This window comes from Acidimicrobiales bacterium, assembly GCA_034521975.1.
Taxonomy (GTDB): domain Bacteria; phylum Actinomycetota; class Acidimicrobiia; order Acidimicrobiales; family SKKL01; genus SKKL01.
On record JAXHLR010000003.1, the window covers coordinates 444,338 to 470,097 of the forward strand.

At 69.2% G+C, this 25,760-nt stretch carries 28 protein-coding genes; 18 read left to right on the forward strand and 10 right to left on the reverse strand.

The genetic code is table 11. From position 1 onward, the window contains the following. Positions 1-6 precede the first annotated feature (6 nt). Both U5K29_04265 and U5K29_04270 read right to left on the reverse strand, forming a co-directional pair. Entirely contained in the window at positions 7-1,230 is a 1,224-nt protein-coding gene (locus tag U5K29_04265; GenBank protein ID MDZ7677743.1) for an amidase, read from the reverse strand. Between the two features lie 189 nt (positions 1,231-1,419). Further along, complete coding sequence (locus tag U5K29_04270; protein ID MDZ7677744.1) at positions 1,420-2,400, reverse strand: D-2-hydroxyacid dehydrogenase; 981 nt, start codon at positions 2,398-2,400, stop codon at positions 1,420-1,422. A 91-nt stretch (positions 2,401-2,491) separates the two neighbouring features. Between U5K29_04270 and U5K29_04275 the strand changes: the two genes are divergently transcribed. Then, positions 2,492-3,145 carry a GntR family transcriptional regulator gene (locus tag U5K29_04275; protein ID MDZ7677745.1) on the forward strand — a complete coding sequence of 218 codons (654 nt, stop codon included), beginning with the start codon at positions 2,492-2,494 and terminating at the stop codon, positions 3,143-3,145. Positions 3,146-3,172: 27 nt separating this feature from the next. Here the strand turns inward: U5K29_04275 and U5K29_04280 are convergent, their stop codons facing one another. The 4 genes from U5K29_04280 to U5K29_04295 form a co-directional block, all read right to left on the reverse strand. After that, positions 3,173-4,033 carry a hypothetical protein gene (locus U5K29_04280; GenBank protein MDZ7677746.1) on the reverse strand — a complete coding sequence of 287 codons (861 nt, stop codon included), beginning with the start codon at positions 4,031-4,033 and terminating at the stop codon, positions 3,173-3,175. Positions 4,034-4,154: 121 nt separating this feature from the next. Then, on the reverse strand, positions 4,155-5,450 hold the full coding sequence (locus tag U5K29_04285; protein ID MDZ7677747.1) for an ATP-grasp domain-containing protein: 1,296 nt from the start codon (positions 5,448-5,450) through the stop codon (positions 4,155-4,157). Positions 5,451-5,524: 74 nt separating this feature from the next. Further along, the gene (locus U5K29_04290) at positions 5,525-6,754 is read right to left on the reverse strand and encodes an MFS transporter (GenBank protein MDZ7677748.1); all 1,230 of its coding nucleotides are present in this window, start codon (positions 6,752-6,754) and stop codon (positions 5,525-5,527) included. Between the two features lie 75 nt (positions 6,755-6,829). After that, positions 6,830-7,861: a prolyl oligopeptidase family serine peptidase gene (locus tag U5K29_04295; protein ID MDZ7677749.1), complete on the reverse strand. Its 1,032-nt coding sequence runs from the start codon at positions 7,859-7,861 to the stop codon at positions 6,830-6,832. Positions 7,862-8,144: 283 nt separating this feature from the next. On the opposite strand from U5K29_04295, the gene U5K29_04300 reads away from it, so the two are divergent. From U5K29_04300 to U5K29_04340, 9 genes are all read left to right on the forward strand, one after another. Next, a complete protein-coding gene (locus tag U5K29_04300; protein ID MDZ7677750.1) occupies positions 8,145-8,735 on the forward strand; it encodes a carboxymuconolactone decarboxylase family protein in 591 nt (196 codons plus the stop codon). Between the two features lie 188 nt (positions 8,736-8,923). Beyond that, positions 8,924-9,655 carry an ABC transporter ATP-binding protein gene (locus U5K29_04305; GenBank protein ID MDZ7677751.1) on the forward strand — a complete coding sequence of 244 codons (732 nt, stop codon included), beginning with the start codon at positions 8,924-8,926 and terminating at the stop codon, positions 9,653-9,655. A gap of 10 nt (positions 9,656-9,665) precedes the next feature. Beyond that, on the forward strand, positions 9,666-10,544 hold the full coding sequence (locus U5K29_04310; GenBank protein MDZ7677752.1) for an ABC transporter permease: 879 nt from the start codon (positions 9,666-9,668) through the stop codon (positions 10,542-10,544). A 645-nt stretch (positions 10,545-11,189) separates the two neighbouring features. Further along, a complete protein-coding gene (locus U5K29_04315) occupies positions 11,190-11,828 on the forward strand; it encodes a hypothetical protein (protein MDZ7677753.1) in 639 nt (212 codons plus the stop codon). A gap of 174 nt (positions 11,829-12,002) precedes the next feature. Further along, positions 12,003-12,614: a cupin domain-containing protein gene (locus U5K29_04320; GenBank protein MDZ7677754.1), complete on the forward strand. Its 612-nt coding sequence runs from the start codon at positions 12,003-12,005 to the stop codon at positions 12,612-12,614. A gap of 317 nt (positions 12,615-12,931) precedes the next feature. Continuing rightward, positions 12,932-13,210 carry a hypothetical protein gene (locus U5K29_04325; protein ID MDZ7677755.1) on the forward strand — a complete coding sequence of 93 codons (279 nt, stop codon included), beginning with the start codon at positions 12,932-12,934 and terminating at the stop codon, positions 13,208-13,210. Positions 13,211-13,245: 35 nt separating this feature from the next. After that, positions 13,246-13,632 (forward strand): cupin domain-containing protein, encoded by a 387-nt coding sequence (locus U5K29_04330; protein ID MDZ7677756.1) that lies wholly within the window; start codon positions 13,246-13,248, stop codon positions 13,630-13,632. Beyond that, on the forward strand, positions 13,625-14,347 hold the full coding sequence (locus U5K29_04335; protein ID MDZ7677757.1) for a nitrilase-related carbon-nitrogen hydrolase: 723 nt from the start codon (positions 13,625-13,627) through the stop codon (positions 14,345-14,347). Before U5K29_04330 ends, U5K29_04335 begins: the two co-directional genes overlap by 8 nt. 153 nt (positions 14,348-14,500) lie before the next feature. Then, positions 14,501-15,481 carry an amidohydrolase family protein gene (locus U5K29_04340; protein ID MDZ7677758.1) on the forward strand — a complete coding sequence of 327 codons (981 nt, stop codon included), beginning with the start codon at positions 14,501-14,503 and terminating at the stop codon, positions 15,479-15,481. A gap of 32 nt (positions 15,482-15,513) precedes the next feature. Here the strand turns inward: U5K29_04340 and U5K29_04345 are convergent, their stop codons facing one another. Further along, positions 15,514-16,275: an SDR family oxidoreductase gene (locus tag U5K29_04345; GenBank protein ID MDZ7677759.1), complete on the reverse strand. Its 762-nt coding sequence runs from the start codon at positions 16,273-16,275 to the stop codon at positions 15,514-15,516. Next, positions 16,268-16,966, reverse strand: coding sequence for a molybdopterin cofactor-binding domain-containing protein (locus tag U5K29_04350; protein MDZ7677760.1), 699 nt, complete (start codon positions 16,964-16,966; stop codon positions 16,268-16,270). Before U5K29_04350 ends, U5K29_04345 begins: the two co-directional genes overlap by 8 nt. 57 nt (positions 16,967-17,023) lie before the next feature. Between U5K29_04350 and U5K29_04355 the strand changes: the two genes are divergently transcribed. Then, positions 17,024-17,158 (forward strand): hypothetical protein, encoded by a 135-nt coding sequence (locus U5K29_04355; protein ID MDZ7677761.1) that lies wholly within the window; start codon positions 17,024-17,026, stop codon positions 17,156-17,158. A gap of 75 nt (positions 17,159-17,233) precedes the next feature. Here the strand turns inward: U5K29_04355 and U5K29_04360 are convergent, their stop codons facing one another. Continuing rightward, positions 17,234-18,559, reverse strand: a complete 1,326-nt coding sequence (locus U5K29_04360) for a molybdopterin cofactor-binding domain-containing protein (protein ID MDZ7677762.1) — start codon at positions 18,557-18,559, stop codon at positions 17,234-17,236. Next, positions 18,556-19,161: an SRPBCC family protein gene (locus U5K29_04365; protein MDZ7677763.1), complete on the reverse strand. Its 606-nt coding sequence runs from the start codon at positions 19,159-19,161 to the stop codon at positions 18,556-18,558. The genes U5K29_04360 and U5K29_04365 overlap by 4 nt, the downstream gene beginning before the upstream one ends. 139 nt (positions 19,162-19,300) lie before the next feature. Between U5K29_04365 and U5K29_04370 the strand changes: the two genes are divergently transcribed. The 7 genes from U5K29_04370 to U5K29_04400 all read left to right on the forward strand — a co-directional run. Continuing rightward, a complete protein-coding gene (locus tag U5K29_04370; protein ID MDZ7677764.1) occupies positions 19,301-20,167 on the forward strand; it encodes an FAD binding domain-containing protein in 867 nt (288 codons plus the stop codon). A gap of 3 nt (positions 20,168-20,170) precedes the next feature. After that, on the forward strand, positions 20,171-21,259 hold the full coding sequence (locus U5K29_04375) for a molybdopterin cofactor-binding domain-containing protein (GenBank protein ID MDZ7677765.1): 1,089 nt from the start codon (positions 20,171-20,173) through the stop codon (positions 21,257-21,259). Then, positions 21,256-22,494: a molybdopterin cofactor-binding domain-containing protein gene (locus U5K29_04380; protein MDZ7677766.1), complete on the forward strand. Its 1,239-nt coding sequence runs from the start codon at positions 21,256-21,258 to the stop codon at positions 22,492-22,494. The genes U5K29_04375 and U5K29_04380 overlap by 4 nt, the downstream gene beginning before the upstream one ends. Further along, the gene (locus U5K29_04385) at positions 22,491-22,976 is read left to right on the forward strand and encodes a (2Fe-2S)-binding protein (protein ID MDZ7677767.1); all 486 of its coding nucleotides are present in this window, start codon (positions 22,491-22,493) and stop codon (positions 22,974-22,976) included. The genes U5K29_04380 and U5K29_04385 overlap by 4 nt, the downstream gene beginning before the upstream one ends. 1 nt (position 22,977) lies before the next feature. Further along, entirely contained in the window at positions 22,978-24,306 is a 1,329-nt protein-coding gene (locus U5K29_04390; protein MDZ7677768.1) for a molybdopterin cofactor-binding domain-containing protein, read from the forward strand. A gap of 1 nt (position 24,307) precedes the next feature. Then, the gene (locus tag U5K29_04395) at positions 24,308-25,300 is read left to right on the forward strand and encodes a molybdopterin cofactor-binding domain-containing protein (GenBank protein MDZ7677769.1); all 993 of its coding nucleotides are present in this window, start codon (positions 24,308-24,310) and stop codon (positions 25,298-25,300) included. 13 nt (positions 25,301-25,313) lie between these two features. Then, on the forward strand, positions 25,314-25,760 hold a 447-nt coding region (locus U5K29_04400), incomplete at its 3' end, for a cyclase family protein (protein ID MDZ7677770.1).

Below are 25,760 nucleotides of genomic sequence, written 5' to 3' on the forward strand. Positions count from 1 at the left end.
GCAGTGCTACTTCCTGGGTGCGTCGGTGAGAGTGGGGCGGGGCGGCTGGCCCGATCGGGCCGATTCGTAGGCGTGGGCGGCGCGCAGCACCAGCGCGTCGGCGCCTCGCGGCCCGATGATCTGGAGGCCGATGGGGAGCCCGTCGCTGGTGAACCCGCACGGCACGGATGCGGCGGGCTGCTGGGTCATGTTGAACGGGTACATGAACCCGCACCAGGTGGGCCAACGGTGGTCGTTCCAGTCCGCAGGCACGTCGCGCCCGGCTTCGAACGCGGGGATGGGCATGGTCGGTGTGACCAACAGGTCGTAGCGCTGGTGGAGCTCGCCCATGGCGATGGCGACCTGGCCGCGGACCGCGAGCGCGTCGATGTAATCGACCGCGGAGTAGCGCGCACCGTCGGCGCAGATCTCCTGGAGGAGGGGATCGCGCTTGGCCCGGTCCGGCTCGGTGTCTGCCTTGGTGGCCTGGGCGGCACCGGAGTTCCACAGGACGAGGAACGCGTCGAGCGGGTTCTCGAAGCCGGGGTCGGTGGTCTCGACGTGGGCACCGGCGTCGGCGAGCACCTGGACCGCGTCGGCGACCGCAGTGGCGATCTCGGGGTGGACCGCTTCGTATCCGAGGTCGGGACTGAAGGCGATGCGGACGCCGTCGATCGGGTCGGTGTGACGGGCGTGGTGGTCGATGCCGTCGGGCATCAGGGCCGCGGTGTCGCGGAAGTCGGGTTCGGCGAGCGCATCGAGCAGCAGGGCGGTGTCGGCGACGGTGCGGGCCATCGGCCCGGCATGGGCGAGTCCGCCGTAGGGGCTGACCGGCCAGTGCGGCACCCGACCCCAGGTGGGCTTGATGCCGGTGCAGCCGGAGAACGCGGCGGGGATGCGGATGGAACCGCCGCCGTCGGTGCCGAGGGCGAGTGGGACCATGCCCGCGGCCAGCGCGGCCGTGCTGCCACCGCTGGAGCCGCCGGGGGTGCGACCGGTGTTCCACGGGTTGCGGGTGATGCCGCACAGGGGCGAGTCGGTCACGCCCTTCCACGCCAGCTCGGGGGTGGTGGTCTTTCCGAGCAGCACCGCGTTGTTGCGGCGGAGCGCGGCGACCGCTGGCGCGTCGTGCTCCCAGGGTTGATCGGGGTCGATGGTGAGCGAGCCCCGAAGCGTCGGCCATCCGGCGGTGAGGAAGATGTCCTTGACCGCGACCGGCACTCCGTCGAGTCGGCCGCGAGGTGAATCCATCGGCCCACCGCTGCTCGGAGGCCTTGGCCTGCGCGCGGGTGGTGTCGGGATCGAGGAAGCACCAGGCGTTGGTCGCGCCATCCAGGCGGTTGATGCGATCCAGCAGGTGGTCGGCGACCTCGACCGGTGAGAGGCTGCGGTCGGCGTAGGCGGCCAGGAGCTCGGCGGCCCCCATCCACTCGATCTCGGTCATGTTGCGGCTCCTGACAGTGCGTGCTTGTCGACGGTGTGGAGAAGGGGCTCGCCGGCCTGCCACCGTTGCACGTTGGCGACGAACTGGGCGCCGAGTGCTCCTACCCAGCCGACGACGTCGCCGGACATGTGGGGTGACACCAGCACCTGGTCCAGGTCCCAGAAGGGATGATCGGCGGGAAGGGGCTCGGTCTCGAAGACGTCGAGCGCGGCGGCGTCGACGTGGCCGCTTCGCAGGGCGTCGAGCAGTGCGTCCTGGTCGACCACCGGTCCGCGCCCGATGTTCACCAGGCGGGCACCGGGTCGCATGGCGGCCAGGGCATCGGTGTCGATCAGGTGGTGGGTCTCGGCGGTGAGCGGTGTGGCCAGCACCACGTCGTCGGCACTTGCCAGCTCGGTGTGGAGCGAGTCGATGGCGACGACGGCCTCGAAGTCGGGGTCGTCGGGTCGCCCACGGCGGGCGACGCCGCGGACGGTCATCCCCGCGGCGCGGCACAGCCGGGCGATGGAGCTGCCGATCGAACCGGCGCCGACGACGAGCACGCTGCGGCCGGCCAGACGTTCGGATTCGCGGTGGCGCCACATGTGCCGGCGCTGCAGGTCGCGGGTGGTGTGCAGGTCCTTGGCGAAGACGAGCAACGCGCCGAGGACCCACTCGGCGATGGCGTCGTCGAACACGCCCTGGGCGTTGGTGACCACCGTGTCGGAGCCGAGGACCGCGGCGGTGAGCACCGCGTCGACCCCGGCGCTGGCGGCGTGGATCCAGTGCAGCTCGCCGGCCCGATCGCCCATCTCGGCCACCAGCGGGGTGCGGAAGTCGTAGACCGCGAGGATGTCGGCCCCGTCGAGCGCCGCGGCCAGCTCGTCGCCGGTGCGCACCACCTGCACGTCGCTGGTGTCGTGGAGCGGTTCGAGTCCCGGCGGGTCGGGGTCGTCCGGCGCCACCAGCGTGACGATCTGTGGTCGCGTCCAGCTCACCCCACCGAGCCTAGTCGGTGGTAGGATTGTTGACAATAGACCGATCGGGGGTGGGCACGACGCCGACCGGCCCGGATCCGGGAGCCAGCCGATGCCGCTCGACAACCTCGAACCCGTCGCCCGGCGAGCGACCTCCACCATCATCGCCGAGACCATCCGCGCACGGATCATGGACGGCACCTTCGAACCCGGGATGCAGCTCACCGAGGCCCAGCTCGCCGACCGGCTGGCGGTGTCGCGAGGACCGGTCCGTGAAGCGTTCCAGCGGCTGCTGCAGGAGGGGCTCATCGAGGCCGCGCCCCACCGGGGCGTCTTCGTCACCACCCTCGACGCCGACGACGCGGCCGACATCGCGCTCGCCCGGGTCACCATCGAGCGCGCCGCCGCCGCGCGGGTCGCCCGCCGCGGCGATCCCGCCACCCTGGACGGCCTGCAGGCCCTGGTCGACGAGATGGACGCGGCGGCCACCACCGGGCGGTGGAGCGACGTGGCCGACATCGACCTGCGCTTCCACGAGGCCCTGGTGGCCGGCGCCGACAGCCCCCGTCTCCGCCGCATGTACGCCACCTTGCTGGTCGAGACCCGCTTGTGTCTGCAGACCCTTCCTGCCCAGCACCGCGACCCGGCCGAGGTCGTCACCGAGCATCGGGGCCTGCTGGCCGCCCTGGCCGACGGCGACGTCGACGCCGCGGGAGCCAGGATCGAAGCCCACCTCGCCCCGGCCAACCCCGAGGTCACCGCCTGAGTGGTTCCCGGGCTCGGTGAGCCGGGCTCAGGAGTCGGCGAGGGGCAGCACGCCGGAGGCGGCGAGCAGGATGCGTGTCGACAGCGCCGGCGGAGCACCGTCGCCCATCAGCCACGGCCCGCCGTCGCCCGCTTGGCGTCCGACCAGAGCGTCGGCCGCGTCGAGTGCGGCCCACAGCGACACCTGGTTGGAGGTGAACACCGGGACGCCCAGCTCGCCCTCGAGCTGGGCCACCTTGCCGAAGGTTCGCAGGGAGGTGCAGCTCACGAACACCGCATCCGCGCCTGACCCCGCGGTCTGGCGGACGAGATCGACGATGGTGTTCTGGCTGACCGCGGCGATGCCCCGGTGCAACCCGAGGTAGTGGGTGGCGACCACATCGAACCCGGCCTCGGCCACGAAGTCGACCAGGCGGCGGGTGAGGGCACCGGAGTAGGGGGTGACGATGGCGACCCGCAGCGCCCCGCTGAGCCCCAGAGCGTGGACGGCGGCGCCGGACGCGGTGACCGCGTTCGGGTAGCCCTCGGCTGCCATCGCCTTGCGCAGCTCGGCCTCGCCCTGCACCCCCTTGATGAAGCTGCCCGAGGTGCACGCATAGAGCACCGCGTGGGGGTGGAGGGTGCGCAACGAGCGGGCAGCCCTGGCCACCACCGACGGCTTGCCGCTGGAGCGGGCCAGGTACATGCCCTCGTCGCGCAGCAGGTGCGGAGTGCGGGTGAAGTGCAGCACCACCCCTTCGGGCAGGTAGCGCCAGTACTCCCAGTCGAGGGTGAAGTCGAACGGGACCACGACCCCGATGCGGCGTTCGTCGGGCGGGGCGTCGAACTCGATCGGCGACTGGTAGCGGGTGAGACCGCGCGGTACCCCGACATCCTCGGCGCCAGGCAAGGGGTAGAGGAGTGGATCTTCCGTGCCACCAGTATGCCTGCCCGCTCGAGCGCAACGGTTTCAGAACCGTGAACTACTCCTGAGGCGGGGCTCGCCGACCCGCAGGCGCCTCACACCGTGGTCAGGCGCCGACCACCTCGATGGCGAAGGGCAGCATCTCGGCGATCTGGGCGAACCGCTGCTCGAGCTGGTCGTGGTCGTCGCCGCCGATGAACACCCGGCCGAGCTCGTAGCTGTAGGTCTCCTGCACCGCCATCTCCGACAGGCGGGTGCCCGGTTTGGGATCGATCTCGACCCGTGTGCCGGGGAAGCGCTCGATGACCGCGGCGATGTCGTCCTCGGAGGGGACGGCCTGGACCACACCGTCCTCGAAGGCCCGCAGGAAGTACTTGCCCGCCACCGCGAAGTCGCCGGCGTGATCCAGCATGCGTGGTTTGCGCCCCTGGGAGACGCCGAGCATGGCCCGCTGGCTCGACGCGCCGTCGACCTTGGCGAAGAGATCGCAGTGGGACTGCGACAGCCGGGTGTTGACCTCGAGGATCCAGATTTGGCCCTGGTTCTCGTCGTAGAAGAACTCGATGTTGAAGCAGCTGAAGTCCAGGCCCGTGTACTCGATGATGTCGACCGAGATCTGCTCCATGCGCCGCTGGATCGGCGTGGGCAGCTGTGATGGATACTGGTACGAGCGGAAGGTCGACGAGCCCGGTTCGCGGAGCGAGTCGACCAGGCCGTAGACGTGGACGTCTCCCTGCGCGACGTAGCCCTCGACGGTGCACTGGAAGCCGCTGATGATGGCCTCGGCGAGGCAGGCCACGCCGCCGATCGCCTCCACGTCGTGGGGCATCTCGACCCGGCTGAGCGCCTGGGCGAACGGATCGCCGAACTGGTTGACCTCCTCGCGCATGGCGGTGATCGCCGGGTCCCAGTCGTCGGGACCGCCGATGTGGAACCCGAGGTAGGAGCCGACCGACTTCACCGGCTTGATCCAGAACGGGAAGTCGACGCCCCGTTCGAGGATCTGGTCGAGGGCGGTGTCGGCGAAGGGGTCGAAGGCCGCGAACGCGGGTACGTGGTCGGCGGCCACCGCCCGCTGGCAGATCCGGCTCCAGTACTTGTGCTCGAGCATGAGGATGCTGCGCAGCTCGGGACCGGGGATGTCCCACCGTTCGGCCAGGATCGGTACCAGGGCCGAGGACGGGAAGTCCCACCAGGTGACGATCCCGTCGACCGGGCCGTCGAAGGCCCGCAGCTCGGCTTCGCCGGTGGCCAGCAAGGCGTCGAAGTCGTACTCCTCGGCCTTGAGCACGTCGCCGGTGGGGATCAGCGAGTGGAAGTCGTACCGGTGGGCCTCACGCAACCCCTTCATGGTCGCCAGGTTGAAGTCGTCCATCGCGACGACGAACACGTTCTTTGCCATGTGGTTGAACCTACCCGAAGGGACGGGACGGCCCGAAGCAGGGACGTCGTTGGTCGTGGTCATGGCAGAGGCCACTACCCCGCGTCACCGGCGGTCATGCCTGTTGGCCGGATCGGTGTGAGGTGGGTGAGGGCCAGATCGAGGAGGGTGACCACCACGGCGAGGGTCAAGAGCGCGATCCCGATCCGCTCCAGGTGACCCTCGGCGAGGAGCGTGATCGCGGCGGGGATGCCGGATGCCCCGATGGCGGCGACGCTGAACTGGATCCCCATGACGTTGGGCGTGCGCGCCGGGCCGACCCTGCCGGGGGTGAGCAGGACGAGACTGGGGTAGATGCCGGCGAGAGCCACGCCGAGCAGCGGGAACCCGATGGCGCCCGCACCGCCCGGATCGACGGTGATGACCGCCGTCGCCGCCACCGCCGCCATGGTGCCGCCCCGAACGATGTGCTCGGGTCGCAGCCTGGCGCCGCCGATCCCCAGGGCGGCCCGTCCGACGGTGAGACCGGCCCAGAACGCCGTCGCCCACAGGCCGGCGGCGGTGTCGGACACGCCGCGACCCTCGGCGAGGAGGGTGAACGCCAGCACCCCGCCCCCGACCTCCAAGCCGGTGTACACGAAGAAGACCAGGGTGGAGAGTCCGATCACCGCGCGGGGACGGGTCTTCCGCATGGGTGTCGGTGTGTCCTCGGGGTCGGCAGGCGCGGCGGTCGGGGCGGCGGCCTCTTGAGGTGCAGCCGTCCAGCGATGGCGGGTCGCGACGAACCCACTGAGTAGGGCGACCTGGACCACCAGGTAGACAACGTATGGGATGCGCCACGAGCCGTTCGTGCCGATCACGACGGTGGCGATGAAGGGTCCCGAGGTGGCCCCGATTCCGAACGAGGCGTGGAGCAGGTTCATGGCCCTGGTGCCGTGGCGGAGCGCGAAGTGGGTGTTGACGCCGGGGTCGATGATTCCCGCGGCGATCCCGCTCAGCAGCGACCCGGCGACGAGGAAGTGCAGCGTCGGCCCGACCGCGTACGACGCCATGGCCGCGGCGAAGGCCACCGACGCGCCGGCGAGCATCCAGCCGGCGCCGAACCTGGTGGTGAGCCGGCCCGACAGCGCGCTGGTCGGCAGGTAGCCGACGGTGATCGCCCCGAGCAGGAGGCCGACCGCGGCGAGCGGACGGTCCATCTCGGCCCGGATCGAGGGCCAGGTGACCCCGAGGGTGGCCTCGGGCAGGCCGAGCCCGATGAACGCCGCGAAGCCCAGCCACACCACGACCGGGACGCTTTGGCCGCGGACGACGGCGGTGCGCACACGGGGACGGTATCAACCAGCAGGTGAGGCCGTCTCGATCGGCCCGGTCGCCGGCGGCCCGCTTCGGAACTGCCGCTAACGTCCCCTCGATGCGAGTCGGACCAATGCTCTGCCTGTGTGCGGCAGCGCTGGTGCCCATGGCGTGTGGCGACGACCGCAACGCCGACCCGCCGGGGGACGGTACTTCAGGGTGTCGACGATCAGCTGCGACTCGAGCTGATCAGCCAACCAGTCGGCGAGCTGTGGCCGGACGATGTGGTGGCGGTTGTGTGAGCAGTGATCCCCGTCCGGGTCGATGGCGAGGGTCACGTCCGCGTTGACGGCCTGCGCGGCGGTGAGGTGGGCCTGCTCCACCGGGATGAGCGCGTCCTGTTCCCCGTGCTGCACATAGAGGGGGCAGCGCAACGATGCGATGTCGCCGGAGAGATCGATGATCCGGCGGACCTCCTGCTCGGCCGCGTCATCGGCGTCGATACCGGTCAGCTGTCGGAACCCGCTCGCTGGGACCGGTGGGATGTCGTCGAAGAACCGAAGGTCGAAGAGCGCGCCGAACGCGGCGGCAGCACACAGCCGTTCGTCCCGCGCGGCCGAGAGCGGCGCGAGGAACCCTCCGAGGCTGCGGCCGAGGACCGCGATGCGAGCCGGATCGATGTCGTCGCGCTCGAGCAGGGCGTCCACCACGGCGCTCGTCGCGCGGTCGAAGCGGTCGTCCAGCGGTTGCACCGCGGCGAACTCGCCCTGACCGGGCCCGTCGAACGCGAGGGTGGCCATGCCCCGTTCGAGGAGGAGGTTCTCGAACCGGAGGCTCTCCTCTTTGGTGCTCTCGAGCCCGCCGATCAGGATGACGACGGGGACGGTTCCCGTCACGTGTCGTGGGCGCCGGAGCCACGCGGGGAGGGCATCGTTTCCGAACGGAACATCGGCCGGGTGCGCTTCGGGCACCAGGTTGGGCGCGGCCCTTCGGTACGCGGCGACCTTGCGCTGCTGGCCGTACCGTCGCTGGTCGGGATCGTGGAACCACATGAACTGCGCGTACTGCCACGACAAGGAGGCGTGCCACCACAGGTCGCCGGCGGTGACCCGATGGCCGCATGTCTCGCGCGGCACCGGCCCGCTCCTCGTACTCCTCGGCGAGGACAGCCCACCCGGTCGAACCAGATCGAGAACCGGTCGATCTCTGTCCGCATGCGTTCGAGGTCGGGGCGGGCATGCCGTCGCCGACCATCCGAAGCGATGCCCGTTCGAACAGGTGGTCGGCTGTGTGCTCGCTGGGGGTCGGTCGCACGTGTCGCTCCGGTCTGTAGTTCAATGGGAGTGAAGCATCCGTCACCAGTAATTCATAGCGGCCGTGTGGGGTCAACCACGCCATGGCCTCTGGAGGAAGCGCGGCATGAGCAGGATCACACCCCGTACTCCCGACGAGCTCGATCCGGAGCAGCGAGCGTTGTACGACTCGATCGCCGGCGGCAAGCGGGCTCAGGGGCCCCGAGTCTTCGACCTCACCGCCTCCGACGGCTCGCTGCTCGGTCCGTTTGCACCGCTGCTCATCGAGCCGTCGCTCGGAGCCGCCGTGTCCGCCCTCGGTGAGGCCATCCGCTTCCAGTCGAGCCTCAGCGACCGGGTCCGCGAGCTCGCGATCCTCGTCGTGGCGTCACACCGCTCGAGCGAGTTCGAGTGGTACGCCCACGAGCGACTGGGTCGCCACATCGGCCTGGACGACGCGGTCGTCGACGCCGTGCGTGCCAGAGCTCGGCCCGAGCTGTCCGAACCGGCCGAGCTCGCCGCCTGGTCCGTCGTCGCCGAGCTGGTCGGCTCGCGCCACCTGGGTGACGAGACCTTTGCCGCTGCCGTCGAGCACCTGGGCGAGCGGGGCGTGTTCGAGCTGGCGTCGCTGGTCGGCTACTACGAGCTCCTCGCCACCCTCATGGAGGCGTTCGACATCGGGGCTCCTGGGGATGTCGACCCCATGTTCCGCCTGTAACGATGCCCGCGAACGTTTCCGCGGTGTGAAGGATCGCAGTCGATTGTGGTGAACCCCTTTTCATTCACAATGAATTCCTCTAACATTCACTGACGTTGAATCCGTCACAGACCGGGGGCCTTGTGCGAACACAGGAAGCCATGAACGCGGGAGAAGATCGCATCACAGCCGGGCTGAGCTATGAGAACGTGGGAAAGATCTTCGGGTCTGGCGATGACGAGCTCGTCGCCCTGCAAGATGTCACCTTCGACATCGCGCCAGGAGAGTTCGTCAGCCTGGTCGGCCCATCGGGCTGCGGGAAGTCGACCCTTCTGAAGATCACGTCGGGGCTGCTGGACCAGACCAGCGGCAGCACGCGGTTCCGTGATGAGGAGATCACCGGACCCGACGCCGACATCGGGCTGATGCTGCAGACCTCGACTCTGTTCCCCTGGCGGAACGTCGTGGAGAACATCTGCCTGCCGCTCGACATCCGCAAGGACAAGTCCAAGGACCGCGAGGATCGGGTCCGGCAGGTGCTCGAGCTCGTCGGCCTCGTGGGGTTCGAGAACCACTACCCACCGCAGCTGTCGGGAGGGATGCAGCAGCGCGTCGCGTTGTGCCGGCTGCTGATCTCGGACCCGCAGCTCATGCTGCTCGACGAGCCCTTCGGTGCGCTCGACGAGTTCACCAGGGAGTACCTGAACAGCGAGTTGGCGCGCATCTCCGAGCACGAGCACAAGACGACGCTCTTCGTGACCCACAACATCGCCGAGGCGGTCTTCCTCTCGGACACGGTCGTGGTCATGGGGACCCGTCCCGGTCGGGTGCTCGAGCTGGTCCGACCCGGATTGCCCCGACCCCGCGAAGCCAAGCTCCGAGGCACACGCGAGTTCAACGACGTGTGCGTGTCCATCCGCTCGATTCTCGGCCTGAACTGAGGAAGGAACCATGACTGACCTCGCGGACCCGCCCATCACCGCCGAGCCGAGGGACGAGCTGCGCGAACGCGCCGATGCGCTCAAACGCTCCAAGCGCAAGAAGCGCCGGAAGGCGATGGCCGTGCAGACGGTCCTCAGTGCCCTCACCTTCGGGGCCCTCGCCCTCATCTGGGAGGTGATGAGCGCCCTCGATCCCAGCTTCTGGCCCGAGATCATCCTCTCCAAGCCGACCGAGATCGCCCCGGCGTTCTGGGAGGCAGTCCAGACCGGCTTCGTGTGGGAGAACTTCTACGTCACCTTCCAGGCGACCGTCATCGGCTTCGCCATCGGAGCGGTGAGCGGGCTGCTGCTCGGGCTCTTCATTCGCCCTGGTGCCGTGGTTCTCCCAGGCCTTCTATCCGGTGGTCATCCTGTTCCAGTCGATGCCCGCATCGCGCTGGCGCCGGTGTTCATCGCCTGGTTCGGCTTCGGGATGTCCTCCAAGATCGCCCTCGCCGCCACGATCTGCTTCTTCCCCGTGCTGGTCAACACCATCACCGGGCTCAACCAGGTCGGGGAGAACGCCATCCTGTTGATGAAGTCGATGCAGGCGTCGCGGTGGCAGATCTTTTTCCACCTGCGCATCTTCGTGGCGCTTCCGACCATCTTCGCCGGCCTCAAGGCTGCGCTCACCTTCGCCCTCATCGGTGTGATCGTCGGCGAGCTGAAGGCCACCGACGAAGGAGCAGGCCACCTGATCGAGGTGGCGTCGTTCCAGCTCCGCATGGACGACGTGTTCGCCTACCTGGGCCTGCTCTCGCTCTTCGGTCTGGCGCTCTACCTCCTGGCGAACGCCGTCGAGCGCAAGGTCGTCTACTGGCAGCCGGGCAGCGACGGCGAGCACGCCTAGCCAGATCCACCCGTGCCTTCGCGGCACACGACGTTCACCACCCACAGTCATTCCCGGGCATTCGGGGACCGACAGCAACAACCGAAGGGAAGTAGTCAATGACACAGCGCACCCACTGGAAGAGGTTGCCGCGGCTGGTAGCCGCACTGACCTGTCTCACCCTCATCGCTGCCGCATGCGGCAACGACGACGGAGACTCAGCGAACGAGGAGCCGGGCACCACCGTGTCGGATTCGGGCGACAACGGTTCAGAAGACTCGGGCGGCGACGACTCGGGCGACGACGACTCCGGAGATTCGGGATCGCTCACCAGCGTCGACGTGGCGCTGTCGACCACGAGCGGCTTCGGCTACGGATACCACATCGCCAAGAACCTCGGCTTCTACGAGGACGAGGGCTACAACGTCAGCCTGCAGGGCACGGGCGGCTCGTCCGACGTCGCCCAGCTCCTCGCCGCCGGCAACGTGCCGGTCGGCATGGGAGTCCCGGGTGCGATGCTCCCGGTGATGGAGCGCGGTGCCGACCGGTACCCGTTCTTCACCTACGCCTACGGCGAGGTCTTCGACGTGGTGGTGCCCGAGGACTCCGATCTCCAGGAGATCGCCGACCTCGACGGTCTCACCCTCGGAGTCTCCTCGCTCGGCGGTGGTCGAGATCCCGCTGGTGCGGGCACTGCTGGCCGAGGTCGGCCTCGACCCCGACTCCGACGTCCGGATCATCGCTGTCGGCACCGATGCCCCGACGGTGCGGCTCTCGTTGGAGAACGGCGACATCGACGCCTTCTCCACCGCGAAGTCCGACATCGCAGCCATCACCGCGGCGGGGGTCGAGCTCCGCTCGATCGCCCCGGACAGCCTCGACACCCTCCCCGCCGAGGGCCTGTTGGCCAGTGCCGACGCACAGGACGACGACGAGCTGCTGATCGCCATGGGTCGTGCCACCGCCAAGGGCCAGCTCATCGCCTACACCAGCCAGGACGCTGCGGTCTGTGTGCTGAAGCAGGAGATCCCCGAGGAGTTCACCGACGAGCAGGCGGGCCGCGACTCGCTCGCTGCGGTGCTCGAGATCACGACCGCTCCCGAGAACGACGACGGCACGTATCAGTTCGGCTTCCTCGACGCCGAGGGTTGGAACACCTACGTCGAGATCTTCTTCCAGGGCGATCTCCTCGAGGAGACCTTCGACATGACTCCCTTTGTGCGGGCCGACCTGCTCGATGAGATCAATGACTTCGATCAGCAGGAGATCATCGACATGGCCAACGAGCTGCCGACCGACTGCTGATCGAGACGAGGTCGGGTCCGTCGTGACGTCGTCCCCGGGCCGTGCTCCGGTTTCCCCACGGAGACCGGCCCGGGGATGGCCGTTCCATCGGAGGCGGGGGAGCAGTTCTCAGTCGGACTACGCTCGGTGGCACAGGTGCCCGACCGACGAGGCGAATCGGGAGCGTGAGTTGAGTTGACACAAGACACCGAGGTGCCCCCGCTCGTCGCGGAGTCGCCCATCGAGCTCGACACCGACGAGACCGTCGTCGCGGTGGGCAGCAGGATCAGAAAGCTCCGGTCGGAGCGCCAGCTGACCCTGCAGATGCTCTCCGCGAAGACGGGGCTGAGTGCCTCGATGCTGAGCATGGTGGAGCGGGGCCGAACGTCGCCCTCGATCGGCACCCTCGTCGCCATCGCCTCGGCACTGCGCGTGCACATGTCGGCACTCTTCGACATCGACGACGAGGAGCAGCCCGTCGAACCGGTCCACCGGCTCGACGAGCAGCCCCGGTTCGAGACCGCTGCGGGTGTTCTGCGCCGTGTGGCCCAGAACGACAACGTCCGAGGGGTCGAGCTCGTGGTCAACGAGTACCTCCCCGGCACGGCCAGCGCGGCGGTGCCGGTCCATCACTCCGGTCTCGAGTACGGGATCGTGCTCGAGGGCGAGCTGACCGTCGAGCTGGAGGACAAGACCTACCGGCTCGCTCCTGGGGATTCCATCGCTTATGACTCGACCACGCCGCACCGGTTGCTCAACACCGGTTCCAGCCGTGCGTCGGCGGTCTGGGTGAACCTCGACCGCTGAGTTCGGAGGCTCGGAGCGAGACGACTCCGAGCCCGCCTGCCGACCGCTCGGTCGCGGCCCCCACGTCATCCTCCCCGCTCACCTCGCCACGCCGCGGGGTTTCGGTGGACGCTGCCTCCATGCGAATTGAACCGGCGTGAAGTACTGTCAACTCTCAGTGAAACCAATTCGCCCGGCCGACGGGCGTCCACGACATCTACTTCGGAGCCTTCCGTGACCGAATCCGCCCAGGTTCGCATCCTCAAGCCAACCGGTGACCGCCCTCGTTGCCACTCATCGACGGAGAAGGGGAGGCGACGGCGATCGTGTGGCCTGGCGTGGGTGCCCACGAGCGCTCACTGCACCGGTTCGTCCTCGCCTCCGGCTCCCGGACGATGCTGCAACGCCATCCGGGCGAAGCGGTCTACTACCTCAAGGACGGCTCGGCCCGCGTCTGGGACGCGGATGCCGACGAGCAGTCCGAGCTGCAGATCGGCTCGATGGTCCACATCGAACCCGAGACCGGCTACGTGTTCACCGCCGGCGATGACGGCGCTGAGATCGTCGGCGGGCCCTGCCCGGCGGATCCCGCCCTGTACACCCACCTCACCTCCTGACCCGACCTGCCCGCGACCCGAACTGGAGAATCCCGATGGCCATCAATGTGTTCCACCGTGACCGGCCCAGCGCCATGCTGCCGATGATTGCCGAGGACGCCCGCCTCGTCGTGTGGCCGGGTGTCGGCGCCCAGACCGCCAACATGAACTACGTCGACATGCACCCTGGCGAGGCGAACACCCCGCACGCCCATTCCGTTTCGGAGGACACGATCTTCGTCCTCGACGGCAAAGGCACCGTCGAGGACCTGACGAACGGGTTCGTCGTGGAGTTCGGAGCGGGCGACGTCGTGCACGTTCCCCCTGGTGTTCGCCACGCCGTGAAGGCCGACCAGGGATCCCACATCGAAAGCGTGGGGGGTCCGTGCCCCGCCGACCAGGGACTGCTCAACGCCATCGAGCAGGTCATCGAAGGTGACTAGGGAGGTCAGCCTCGCGCTCGCCCAGTACGGCGTCGAGGCAGATGACCCGCCGCGGAGTCGCCGGCGTTCGCGGGAGATGATCACCGCCGCTCTCGACGACGGCGCCGATGTCGTCATCCTGCCCGAGCTGGCGATTCCCGGTTACACCGAGGATGCCGACCACCTCGCCGCAGGGGCCGAGACCCTCGACGGCCCGACCGTGCAGGAGTGGACCGCACTCGCCAAGGCTTCCGGTTCGGTCGTCGTGGGCGGGATCTGTGAGCGTGGCACCGAGGGGTTGTTCAACTCCGCGATCACCGTCGGTCCCGATGGGGTGCTCGCCCTGTATCGCAAGCTGCACCTCTTCGCCGGCGAGAAGCAGATCTTTCTGCCCGGCGATCAGGGTCTGCCGGTCGTGGACACCCCCCACGGGCGGATCGGGGTGTGCGTCTGCTACGACCTGCGCTTCCCCGAGGTGGCCCGGGTCATGGCACTCCGCGGGGCCGAGATCGTCGCCAGTCCCCACCGCGTGGCTGCCCGGATTCGACTCGCGCCGGTGGGACGACGAGGGCATGTGTCCTCAGGCCCACGGCGCGGTGCTGCAGGCCAACCTCGACCAGGTCGTGATCGCCTGCGCCTCTGCGGCCGGGGCCCACTCGGGGCTCGAGTTCCTCGGGTCGTCGCTGGTCGTCGACCCCGATGGCACCCGTGTTCTCGGGCCGCTTCCTGGAACTGAGGACTCCTCGCCTCCGTCGTCGTCGACCTCGACGACGTCGGCCGCGCCCAGCATCGGGGCGAGGGCATCGACCCCGTGAGGATCGCCGCACCGATGTCTACCAGCTGACCTATCAGGGCGACGCACTGTGAGCCCGGAGAGCCGATCTCGATCATGATCGATGTGCACGCGCACTATCTTCCCCCTTCCCTGCTCGACCGCGCCGGGGCCGACTCCGGGCTCGTGGTGGGCTACGACGCCGAGGAGCGGCGGTTGTCGTTTCCAGCCGGACCGTCCCGTCCGGTGCCTGCGCCGCTGACCGATCTGGTCACCCGATCCGGGTGGAACGCCCAGCGGAGCATCCACCTCCAGGTCCTGTCGCCGTGGCTCGACGTGGCCGGCGACGACCTCGAAGGCGACGACGCCGTGCGGTGGACCGCCGCGATGAACGACGCCACGGCGGCCGACATCGAGGGCAACGTGGGCTTCGGAGCGTTCGCCGCCCTCCCCGTGGTCGACGGAGGCGCCGCAGCGGCCGAGCTTCGGCGCACCGTCACCGAGCTCGGCTTCCTCGGCGGGTCGATCCCCACCCAGGTGGGTGGTCGCAACCTCGACGATGCCGGACTCGACCCGCTCTTCGCTGCGGCCACCGAGTTGCGGGTGCCGTTGTTCATCCACCCCCACCGGGTCCTCGGCGCCGAACGCCTGTCGAAGGACTTCCTCACCAACGTGTGCGGGAACCCGTTCGAGACCACCGTCGCCGCGCTCAGCCTGTTCTTCGACGGCACCTTCGACCGGTACCCCGACCTCAAGATCCTCCTCGCCCACTGCGGGGGCACGCTGCCGATGCTCGCCGGTCGGGCCGTGCGCGCCGTCGCCGCCGGTGCGGCCAGCCGCCGGGGGGCGGAGAACGCCGACGAGATCCTGAACTGCTTCACCTACGACACCGTGGTCCACGACCCCGGTGTATTGGCCTTCGGCATCGCCCGGCTGGGCCACGACCGCCTCGTCCTGGGCACCGACTACCCGTTCCCCATGCTGGTGGACGACCCGATCGACCTCGTCCGTCAGGCTCTCGTCGCCACCGGCGAGGATGCCCACGGCTTCGACCACATCACCCGAGTCGGTCCCGCCAAACTCCTCGGTCTCGGATAGCCGACCGGCCACAGCCGAGTGCAGGTGGTCGGTCAGTGGGTGACGGAGCCGCCGTCGACGACGATGGTCTGGCCGGTGATGAAGTCCGACGCCCCGGACGCCAGGAACACCAGGGTGCCGACGAGGTCGCTGGGGGCCTGTGGCCGCTGGAGGCACCGCGTCGCCACGTTGCTGGTCCACATCTCCTCGGACCACGCCTCGTTCTCCACGAAGGCGTCGCTCTCGGTGAGGCCGGGTGCGATGGCGTTGACGGTGACGTTCATGGCGCCCAGCTCGCGGGCGAGGGCCCGGGTCAGGGCGATGACGGCGCCCTTGGAGGCAACGTAGTGCGCCATCAGGGGCACACCCTTGAACGCCGTTGCCGACGCGATGTTCACGATCTTGCCTCTTCCCCGCTCGGCGAAGAAGTCGAGCGCCGCAGCGCTGCACGTCGCCACGCCGCGCACGTTCACCCGCATCACCGCGTCCCACTCCGCGCGTCGGGGATGTCGGAGAACCGTTGGGGAGTGAGGTCGGCGAAGATCGCGGCGTTGTTCGACGACCACGTCGATCCCCCCGAACTGCTCGGCGCTGTCGGCGAACGCCGACTCGACCGACTCCTGATCGGTGACATCGCACGTGTAGGCGGCGGCGAGGCCGCCGCCGTCGGTGATGGCCTGGGCGACCGGCGTGGCGTCGGCCAGGTCGAGGAGCACCACGGCGGCTCCCGCGTCGGCGAGGCCTCGGGCGTACTCGGCGCCGATGCCGCGCGCGGCACCGGTCACCACCACCGTCCGTCCGTCGAGGTCAGGCATCGGGGGTTCCCTCCTGGAGCGCGGCACGAAGCCGTGACGGTGTGATTGGCACTTGGCGCACCAACCCCGGTCGCCCGAGCGCGTCGTCGACGGCGCCGGCGATCGCCGCCGCGACTCCGGTGATCCCGCCCTCTCCCGCACCCTTGACACCCAATGGGTTGTGCATCGCCGGGCTGTCCTCGGAGATCACGGTGACCATCTCCGGTGTCTCCGCCATGGTCGGGAGCAGGTAGTCCATGAACGTTGCTGCCTGCGGGTTGCCGGAGTCGTCATAGGTGAACTCCTCGAAGAGAGCGCCGCCCACGGCCTGGATCGCACCGCCGTGGAGCTGGCCTTCGACCAATGCCGGGTTCACGGCGCGACCCACGTCGAAGCCGAGCACCAGCCGTTCGACGGTCACCTCGCCCGTCTCGACGTCGACCGACACCTCTGCGGTGTGGACCCCGTAGGGATAGGTGACCTTCTCGACGTGAAAGTGTTCCTCGACGCGAAGGCCGGGCGGCACCCCGAGACGGGCTGCCCGCGCTGGTTCGAGGAGGCCGGCGATGGTCGCCAGGTCGATGGACGCTCCCTTGGAGCCGGTGAAGCTCCCCCGGCGAAGTTCAGCTTCGCCGGCGTGGTGCCGAGCTCGTCGGCTGCCACCATGCGCGCCCGCTCCACCACGCCCTTGGCGGCGAGGTGAACGGCGGATCCCGCGGTGGCGGTCGAGCGGCTGGCGTAGCTCCCGGTGCCGAAGTCGGTCTGACCGGTGTTCAGCAGTTCGACCCGCACCAGGTCCGAAGAGATCTGGAGCTCGTCGGCGGCGATCTGGGCGAGGATCGTCCGGATCCCCTGGCCCACCGAGGAGCAGCCCGACCGCACCGTGACCGAACCGTCGGGCTGAACGTCGACGGCACCCGACTCCCACGGTCCGAGGCCGGACTTCTCGAGGAAGACGGCGAGGCCGAACCCGACGTGCTCACCGTCGCGGCGGCGTTGTGCCAGGCGATCGCGGTCGACGTGGGACAGCACCCGGTCGAGCAGGGCCGGGTAGTCGCCCTCGCTGAACACGACCGGCTCGGAGGTCGACAGCAGGGAGCGCTGATAGGGGAGCTGGTCGGGACGGATCAGATTTCGGCGTCGGACCTCGACGGGGTCCAGGCTTGAGCTCTCCTGCGACCATGTCGATCAGGCGCTCCCGAACGAAGCTCGACTCGAACCGCCCTGGCGCCCGGTAGGTGGCGGTGGGGGTCCGGTTGGTGACGACGCAGTGAGCCAGCCCGCGGTAGGACGCGATGTCGTAGGGCCCGGGGAGCATCGACAGCGTCAGGTCGGGCACACGAACGCCGTGGCTCCTGACATAGGCACCGTGGTCGGACCAGAACTCCGAGCGCAGCGCCAGGATGCGACCATCGGAGTCGGCGGCCATTGCTGCATGGTGGATCTGCTGGCGGGAGTGGTTGGCGGCGACCAGGTGCTCGCGGCGATCCTCGATCCAGCGCACGGGCCGCTTGAGCCGCCACGCGGCCCAGGCGACGAGGAAGTCCTCCGGGTAGTACTCGCCGCGCACGCCGAACCCACCGCCTACTGCCGTCTCCCGCATGGTGATGCGCGACGGGGCGATGCCGAGGTGGTCGGCGAGCTGGGCGCGGTTGGAGTGCGGCACCTTCGTCGAGCCGTGCACGACGAGCCCATGGGCCAGCGGGTCGTACTCGACGACGATCCCGCGCGTCTCCATCGGTACGCCGGTGTGGCGTCCGGTGCGTAGCTCCGCCTCGACGACCACGGCGGCCTCGGCGAAAGCGGCGTCGACGTCGCCGAAGTCGGCGTGGAGGACGGTGACCTCGTTGCCCTGGGCGAAGAGAGGCTCGTCGCCGTGGTGCTCCAGATCGAGCTGTGCCTCGAGCACCTCGAGGTCGACGACGACGAGCTCGGCGGCGTCCTCAGCGGCGTACTCGTCCGATGCGACCACGATCGCGACCGGCTCGCCCACGTAGCGGACGCGGTCGCTGGCCAGCACCGGTTGGAGGAATGGCTCCACCGCCTCGTCGAACGACACACGGGGCCAGATGACCGGGATCTGCCCGCGGTCGCGCTCGACATCGGCGGCGGTCCACACCGCCACCACGCCATCGAGCTGACGGGCCTCGTCCACGTCGACCGAGGCGATGGTCCCATGGGCAACGTCGGAGCGCACGACCCGGAGATGCAGCAACCCGGGGAGTGCCACGTCGGCCACGTAGGTGGCTGCACCGCGAATGAGGCTGGCGTCCTCGTGACGGAGGATGGAGGTGCCGATGCTCACCGCCGCTTCCGCTCCCGGAGCTTCGCGGTGACGCGATGGATGGCTCGCCGGCCGGTGGTGGTGAACCAGGCGACCACGCGTCGGGCGACCGATCGCAGGGTGTCGAGCACGATGGCGACGACGCTGACCTGCGGTGCGGAGACGGCCGCGGCCTCGTCGGCGGTGCCGGCGAGGAGCTTGTTCTCCAGGCAGGTCGCGAACTCGCGGGTGAGGCGGGCCGAGACGTCGTTGATGATCCCGCTGCGACCGAACTGGGCCAAGGCGCCCTGCAGGGAGATGTCGGCGTCGATCTCGACGAGCGAGTCGTGCACCTGGCCGGTCACGCGGTAGTTGACCAGGGCGCTGGCCCGGCTGCCGCCCTTCTTGTCCACTCCCTTGGCGTTCACCGTGGCTGACATCGCGGTGTCGTCGCGTTCGGTGACCTCGGCGGTCCCCTCGAAGCTGGCCCCCATGGGACCCAGCTTCACCTTGAGCTGGCCCGTGTAGCGGTCGGGTCCGTCCTCGCCGGTGATGGCCGCTCCCGGCATGCACTGGGCGACGGTGGGGATGTCGCTGAAGAGCTCCCAGACTTGTGCGGGGTGGGAGCGGGACGGGTGAACGATTGGGTGATCGTCGGCACTGAATCCTCCTCTGCGGGACCCCGAGCCCCTGCACCTCGAAGTGTGTCACAAATGCAGTCACATTTGAACTCAGGGTTGAGTGTGACTTGAAATCTGGGTGGGCTCCGGTAGTGTTCGCAGGGTGAAGCCCGCAGCCTTCGAGTACCTCGCACCACGGTCCCTCGACGAGACCTTCGCCGCTCTCGACCACTTCGGCGAGGACGCGAAGGTGCTGGCCGGGGGGCAGAGTCTGGTGGCCACCATGAACTTCCGGCTGGCCCGGCCCTCGGCCCTGGTCGATATCGGACACCTGACCGATCTGGTCGGTCTCGACGTCGGCGAGCACGCGGTCGAGATCGGTGCCTTGACCTCGCACCGTCGCCTCGAGCTCGGCGGCGACGTCGGCGGTCCGCTCGGCCGGCTGCTGTCCCAGGCCGGCCACCTCGTCGGTCACCTTCCCATCCGCACCCGCGGCACCTTCGGCGGCAGCATCGCCCACGCCGACCCCGCGTCGGAGTGGTGCGTGCTGGCCGCCCTCCTCGACGCCACGGTGCTCGCGACCTCGCCGCGGGGCACCCGCGAGATCGCCGCCAGCGAGCACTTCATCACCGTGTTCACCACCGCCCTCGAACCCGACGAGGTCATCGCCGGGGTGCGTCTCCCGTTGCTCGGACCCGACCACCGCGCCGGGTTCGCCGAGTTCAGCCGCCGAGCGGGTGACTTCGCGATCGTCATGGCCATGTCGTCGTTCCGGCTCCGCGATGGGGCAATCGACGACCCTCGGATCGCGCTCGGCGGGGTCGCCGACCGTCCGGTCCGCGTGGCCGCCGCCGAGGAGATCCTGCAGGGCGCTGCCCCCGGACCCGCTGCGTTCGAGGAGGCAGCCCAGGCCGCTTCCACCTCGGTCGACCCCCACGGCGATCTGCAGGGACCGCCGGAGTTTCGCCGCGACCTCGTCCGGGCCATGACCCGGCGGGCGCTCGAGCAGTCCCTGCTCGCCGAGTCCTAGACGATGTGGGTCGGACGGTCGCTGCCGCGAGTCGAGGATTCCGCTCTCGTCCGTGGCGACGGGGCCTTCGTGGCCGATGTCGCCGTCGGGGCGTGGGTGGCTCGCTTCGTCCGGAGCCCTGTGGCCTCGGGCCGCATCCGTGAGATCCATCGTCCCCGCGGTGCGTTGGTCTTCACCGCTGCCGATCTGGCCGATGTCGGAGAGATCCGTCCGATCCTCCACCGCGACGACTTCGTGCCGATCGGCCACCCTCCGCTCGCCTCTGACCGTGTCCGCTTCGTCGGTGAACCCGTCGCGGTGGTCGTGGCACCGACCGCCGCCGAGGCCGAGGACCTGGCCGAGGAGGTCTGGGCCGAGATCGATGCCGAGGACGCCGTCGTCGAGGTCGACCTGGCCATGGCCCCCGACGCCCCCGTGGTCCACGAGGTGCCGCCGGGGTTCGGTCGCAACACCGTCATCGACGCACGGTTCGAGACTCCGGGTGCCGCCGCGGCCTTCGACACCGCCGTCCACGTCGTCGAGGTCACCGTCGGCTCGGACCGCCAGAGCGCCATGCCGTTGGAGGCGCGGGGCAGTGTCGCTTCGGTCGATCGGCGCAGCGGTCGCATCACCCTGACCACCTCCACCCAGGCGCCACACGTCATCCGCACCGCCCTGGCCGATGTGCTGGGCATCGCCGAGCGTGAGCTCCAGGTCGTCGCCCCCGATGTCGGCGGTGGCTTCGGGCAGAAGTACTCGCTTGCCCGCGAGGACGTGGTCGTCGTGTGGCTCGCTCGGCATCTGAAGCGCAGGGTGGCGTGGATCGAGGACCGCCTCGAGAACTTCTCCTCGGCGTTCCACAGCCGCCAGCACCGCTATTCGGTCCGGGGAGCCTTCGACGCCGACGGACGCCTTCTGGCCCTCGACGCCGACATCGTCTGCAACGTCGGTGCCTACTCCTGCTTCCCCGTCACCTGTGGGGTCGAGCCGCTGATGGCCATGGCCGAGATGCCGGGGCCCTACGCGGTGGTCGACTACCGGGCCCAGGGCCAGGGCCGTGGTCACCAACACCTGCCCGATCGCTCCCTACTCGCGGGGTGTCGCGGCCCGTGATCACACTCGCCCTCGAGCGCCTCATGGACACCGCCGCCCGCCAGATCGGTATCGACAACGTCGAGATCCGACTACGCAACCTCATCGACGAGTTCCCGCACACCTCGCCGACAGGCCTGGTCTATGACGAGGGCACCTACCGCGAGGCACTGCGCGCCGCTGTCGACCACCTGGATCTCGGGCGCTTCCGGGACGAGCAGCGCGTCGCCTGGTCACAGGGCCGGTATCTCGGTATCGGGTTCTCCACCTTCTCCGAGCGCACCGGGTACGGCACGTCGGCCTTCGCCTCCCGGAACATGGACGTCACGCTCGGCTACGAGGACGTCACCCTGGAGATGGATCCCTCCGGAGGGGTCGAGCTGCGGATCGGCGCCTCGCCTCACGGTCAAGGGCTGCGCACCACCCTGTCGCAGGTGGTGGCAGACGAGCTCGGTCTCGATCCCAGCTTGGTGCGGGTGAGCCACGGCGACACCGATCGTGATCCCTACGGCTGGGGCAGCTTCGCCAGCCGGGCGATGGTGATCGCCGGAGGCGCAGCGAAGATCGCAGGCACCCGGCTGAACGAGCAGGTGGTCGCCATCGCCGCCGAGATGCTCGAGGCGGCCCCCGAGGATGTGCGGCTCGAGGACGGCCGCGCCATCGTGGCCGGCACCAACGTCGGGGTGTCGATCCCCGAGATCGCCCGGCTCGCCTACCACCGACGCGAGCGCTCGGGCGGGGCCGAGGGCCTGTCGGTGCGGGCCACCTACGACCCCTCGGGCACCTTCTCCAACGCCTGCCACGTGGCCACCGTCGAGGTCGATCCCGAGACCGGTGCCGTCGAGGTCGTCGACTTTCTCGTCGTCGAGGACGCCGGCGTGCTGGTGAACCCGATGATCGTCGACGGGCAGATCCACGGCGGTGTGTGTCAGGGCATCGCCAACGCCCTCTACGAGGGGCTCCACTACGACGAGGTGGGGAACCTCTCGACCGCCTCGCTGATGGACTACCTCTCACCGACGGTTGCCGAGATCCCCCACATCGAGATCGTCCATCGCGAGACACGCACCGACGCCTCCCTCCTGGGAGCGAAGGGAGTCGGCGAGGGAGGCACCATCGGCGCCCCGGCCGCGGTGGTCAACGCGGTGAACGACGCCCTCTCGCCCTTCGGCGTGACCTTCGACCACATGCCGGTGACCCCGAGCCGCGTGCGCGCAGAGCTGCGCGACCGGATCCACGACAGGAGTGCATCATGAACCGACCCGAATCCGTCGACGTCAGGCTGAACGTGAACGGCGAGTCCCACCGGGTGCACGTCGAGCCCCGCAAGACGCTGGCCGACACCATCCGCGAGGACTGCGGACTCACCGGGACCCACCTCGGCTGCGAGCAGGGAGTGTGCGGCGCGTGCACCGTGCTGGTCGACGGTGAGCCCGTGCGCTCGTGTCTCATGTTCGCCGTCCAGGCCGAGGGTCACTCGGTCCGAACCGTCGAAGGGCTCACCGCTGACGACGACGTGCTCCACCCGCTCCAGGAGGCCTTCTCCCAGCATCACGGCCTGCAGTGCGGATTCTGCACACCGGGATTCCTCATGCTCGCCGCCGGGGTCCTCGAGTCGACACCCGACATCGACGAGGAGGGGCTCCGCGACGCTCTGTCGTCGAACCTGTGTCGCTGTACCGGATACCAGAACATCCTCAAGGCCGTCAGCGCCGCGGCAGAGCAGCTCAAGGCCTGAGGTGATCGGCCAGTCCGTTCCCCGTCTCGAGGACCGTCCCCTGCTGACCGGCCGGGGACGGTTCGCCGCCGACCTCTCGCGCGAGGGACAGCTCCACATGCGGGTCGTGCGGTCCACCGTGGCGCACGGGCGGATCTGCCGCGTCGACACCACGGGTGTGCGCGGTCTCGCAGGGGTGGTGGCGGTCTACACCGCGCAGGACCTCCCGACGGGCTTCCCCCCGATCGCCACCCGCCAGGTCGGGTTCGCCGACATGGTTCCGTACCTGCAACCGGTGCTCGCCACCGACCGGGTGCGGTATGTGGGAGAGCCGGTGGCGGTCGTGCTGGCCGTCGACGAGTACCTGGCCGAGGACGCCGCCGAGAAGGTGGTGGTCGAGGTCGACGAGTTGCCGGTGACCCTCGATCCTGTCGTCGATCCCGTGCACTGGGATGATGCGGGGAACGACACCGAGGCGCTGCGTCTGGTCGAGGACTATGGCGGCGTCGACGAGGCCTTCGACCGGGCCGACCTGATCGTCGAACTGGAGTTGAGCGTCGGTCGCCACAGCGGCGTGCCGATGGAGACCCGCGGATCGCTCGCCCATCTCGACCCGGTGAGCGGGGTGTTGATGGTGGAGGGCGCGGCCAAGGTGCCGCACTACAACCGATCGGCCATCGCAACGATGCTGGGCATCCCTCCTGCCCGCATCGAGCTCCACGAGGGACACGTGGGCGGGAGCTTCGGGGTCCGCGGCGAGCTCTACCCCGAGGACGTGCTGGTGGCGTGGTCCGCGTTGCGCACCGGTCGACCCGTGAAGTGGATCGAGGACCGGCGCGAGCACCTCATGGCCGCCAACCACTCTCGCGACCAGGTGCACCGCATTCGCGCCGCGGTCGACTCCGACGGTGTGATCCTCGCCATCGACGACGAGTTCTGGCTCGACCAGGGCGCCTACGTCCGTACCCACGGAGCCACGGTGCCGACCCTCACCGCCACGCTGCTGCCCGGTCCGTACCGGGTGCCGGCCTACCGCGTGGTGGGCCACGTCCGGCTGACCCACAAGACCCCGGCCGGCACCTACCGGGCGCCCGGTCGCTACGAGGCTGCCTTCGTCCGCGAGCGGCTGGTCGACGCCATCGCCGACCGGCTTGGCCGCGACCGGGCCGAGGTACGTCGGGTGAACCTGATCGGGGTCGACGAGATGCCCTATCGGCGTCCGATGTCAGTCCTCGGGTCGCAGGTGGAGTACGACTCGGGCGACTACGCCAAGATGCTCGATCGGGTCCTCGACCACGTCGACTACCCGACCCTCGTCGCCGACCTGGAGCGCCGTCGGCAGCGCGGGTGAGATGGTGGGTCTCGGGCTGGGGTTCTTCGTGGAGAAGAGCGGGCTGGGTCCCTACGAAGGTGTGCAGACGGCGATCGACCCCGACGGCACCCTTCGGATCCTCACGGGAGCGGCATCGGTGGGCCAGGGCGTGGAGACGACCATCGCCCAGATCGCTGCGGACACCCTCGGGATGGACTACAGCAAGATCCGCGTCTCGCACGGACAGACCGACGAGCTCGACTACGGGCTCGGTGCCTTCGCCAGCCGGGTCACGGTCATGACCGGCTCTGCCACCCACCGGGCGATGCTCGCGATCCGCCAGAAGGCCGTCGCGGTCGCGGCGGACCTGATGGAGGCTGCGCCCGACGATCTCGAGATCGTCGGCGGATCGGTGCAGGTGCGAGGGACGCCCTCGCGCTCGGTGAGCCTTGGTGAGATCGCTGTGGCCCTCGAGCCCGCCGGCGCCCGCCGGCTCGACATGAAGCCGGGACTCGGTGCCGAGGCCTGGTTCGAGGCCACCCACATGGCCTATCCCTACGGGTTGCACCTCGCGGTGGTGCGCATCGATCCCGAGACCGGTGGCATCGAGGTGCTTCGCTATCTCGTGGCCTATGACGTGGGTCGGGCGATCAACCCCATGATGATCGAGGGGCAGATCTGTGGTGGCGCGGCCCAGGGCATCGGCGGGGCGCTGCTGGAGAACTTCAGCTACGACGAGCTGGGTCAGCCCCAGTCGGTGTCGTTCATGGAGTACCTGATGCCGACCATCCACGAGATGCCCGATGTCGAGATGCTGTTGTCCGAGGACGCACCCTCGCCGCTCAACCCGCTGGGGGTGAAGGGAGCGGGCGAGGGAGGTACCACCGCCGTCGGTGCGGCGCTCGCCGGTGCCGTGGATGACGCCCTCGGTCGTGCCGGTGTCGTCACCGAGCTCCCGATCACCCCCCAGATGGTTCGCGCCGCGGTGCGGGCCAACGATCTCTGTCCACCCCCCACCCGTACATCCGCCTGACAAGGAGCACACCATGGAAATCGTCGATCTCAGCCACCCCTGGAACATGCACACCCCGGGGTGGGTGGGGCTATCGGGGGCGAAGATCTACTACTCCCAGACTTTGCAGACGAATCGCGTCGTTTCGCAGCGCATCGAGACGTCGCTGCACACCGGGACCCACCTCGACGGCCCGATGCACATGGCCGACGGAGGCCCCGACATGGCGTCGTTGCCGATCGACAAGCTCATCCACGAGGGTGTCGTCGTCGATGTGTCCGGCGATGTCGGTGATTGGGACATGATCACCCCGGAGCACATCACCTCCAAGGTCGAGGTGAAGAAGGGCGACATCCTCATCATCCACACCGGGTATCACAGGTACTACCAGGGCCAGCCCCAACAGGATCTGGTCCGCTACTTCTGCATGCACCCTGGCGGCGGAGTCGAGCTCGCGGAGTGGATGCTCGACATGGAGATC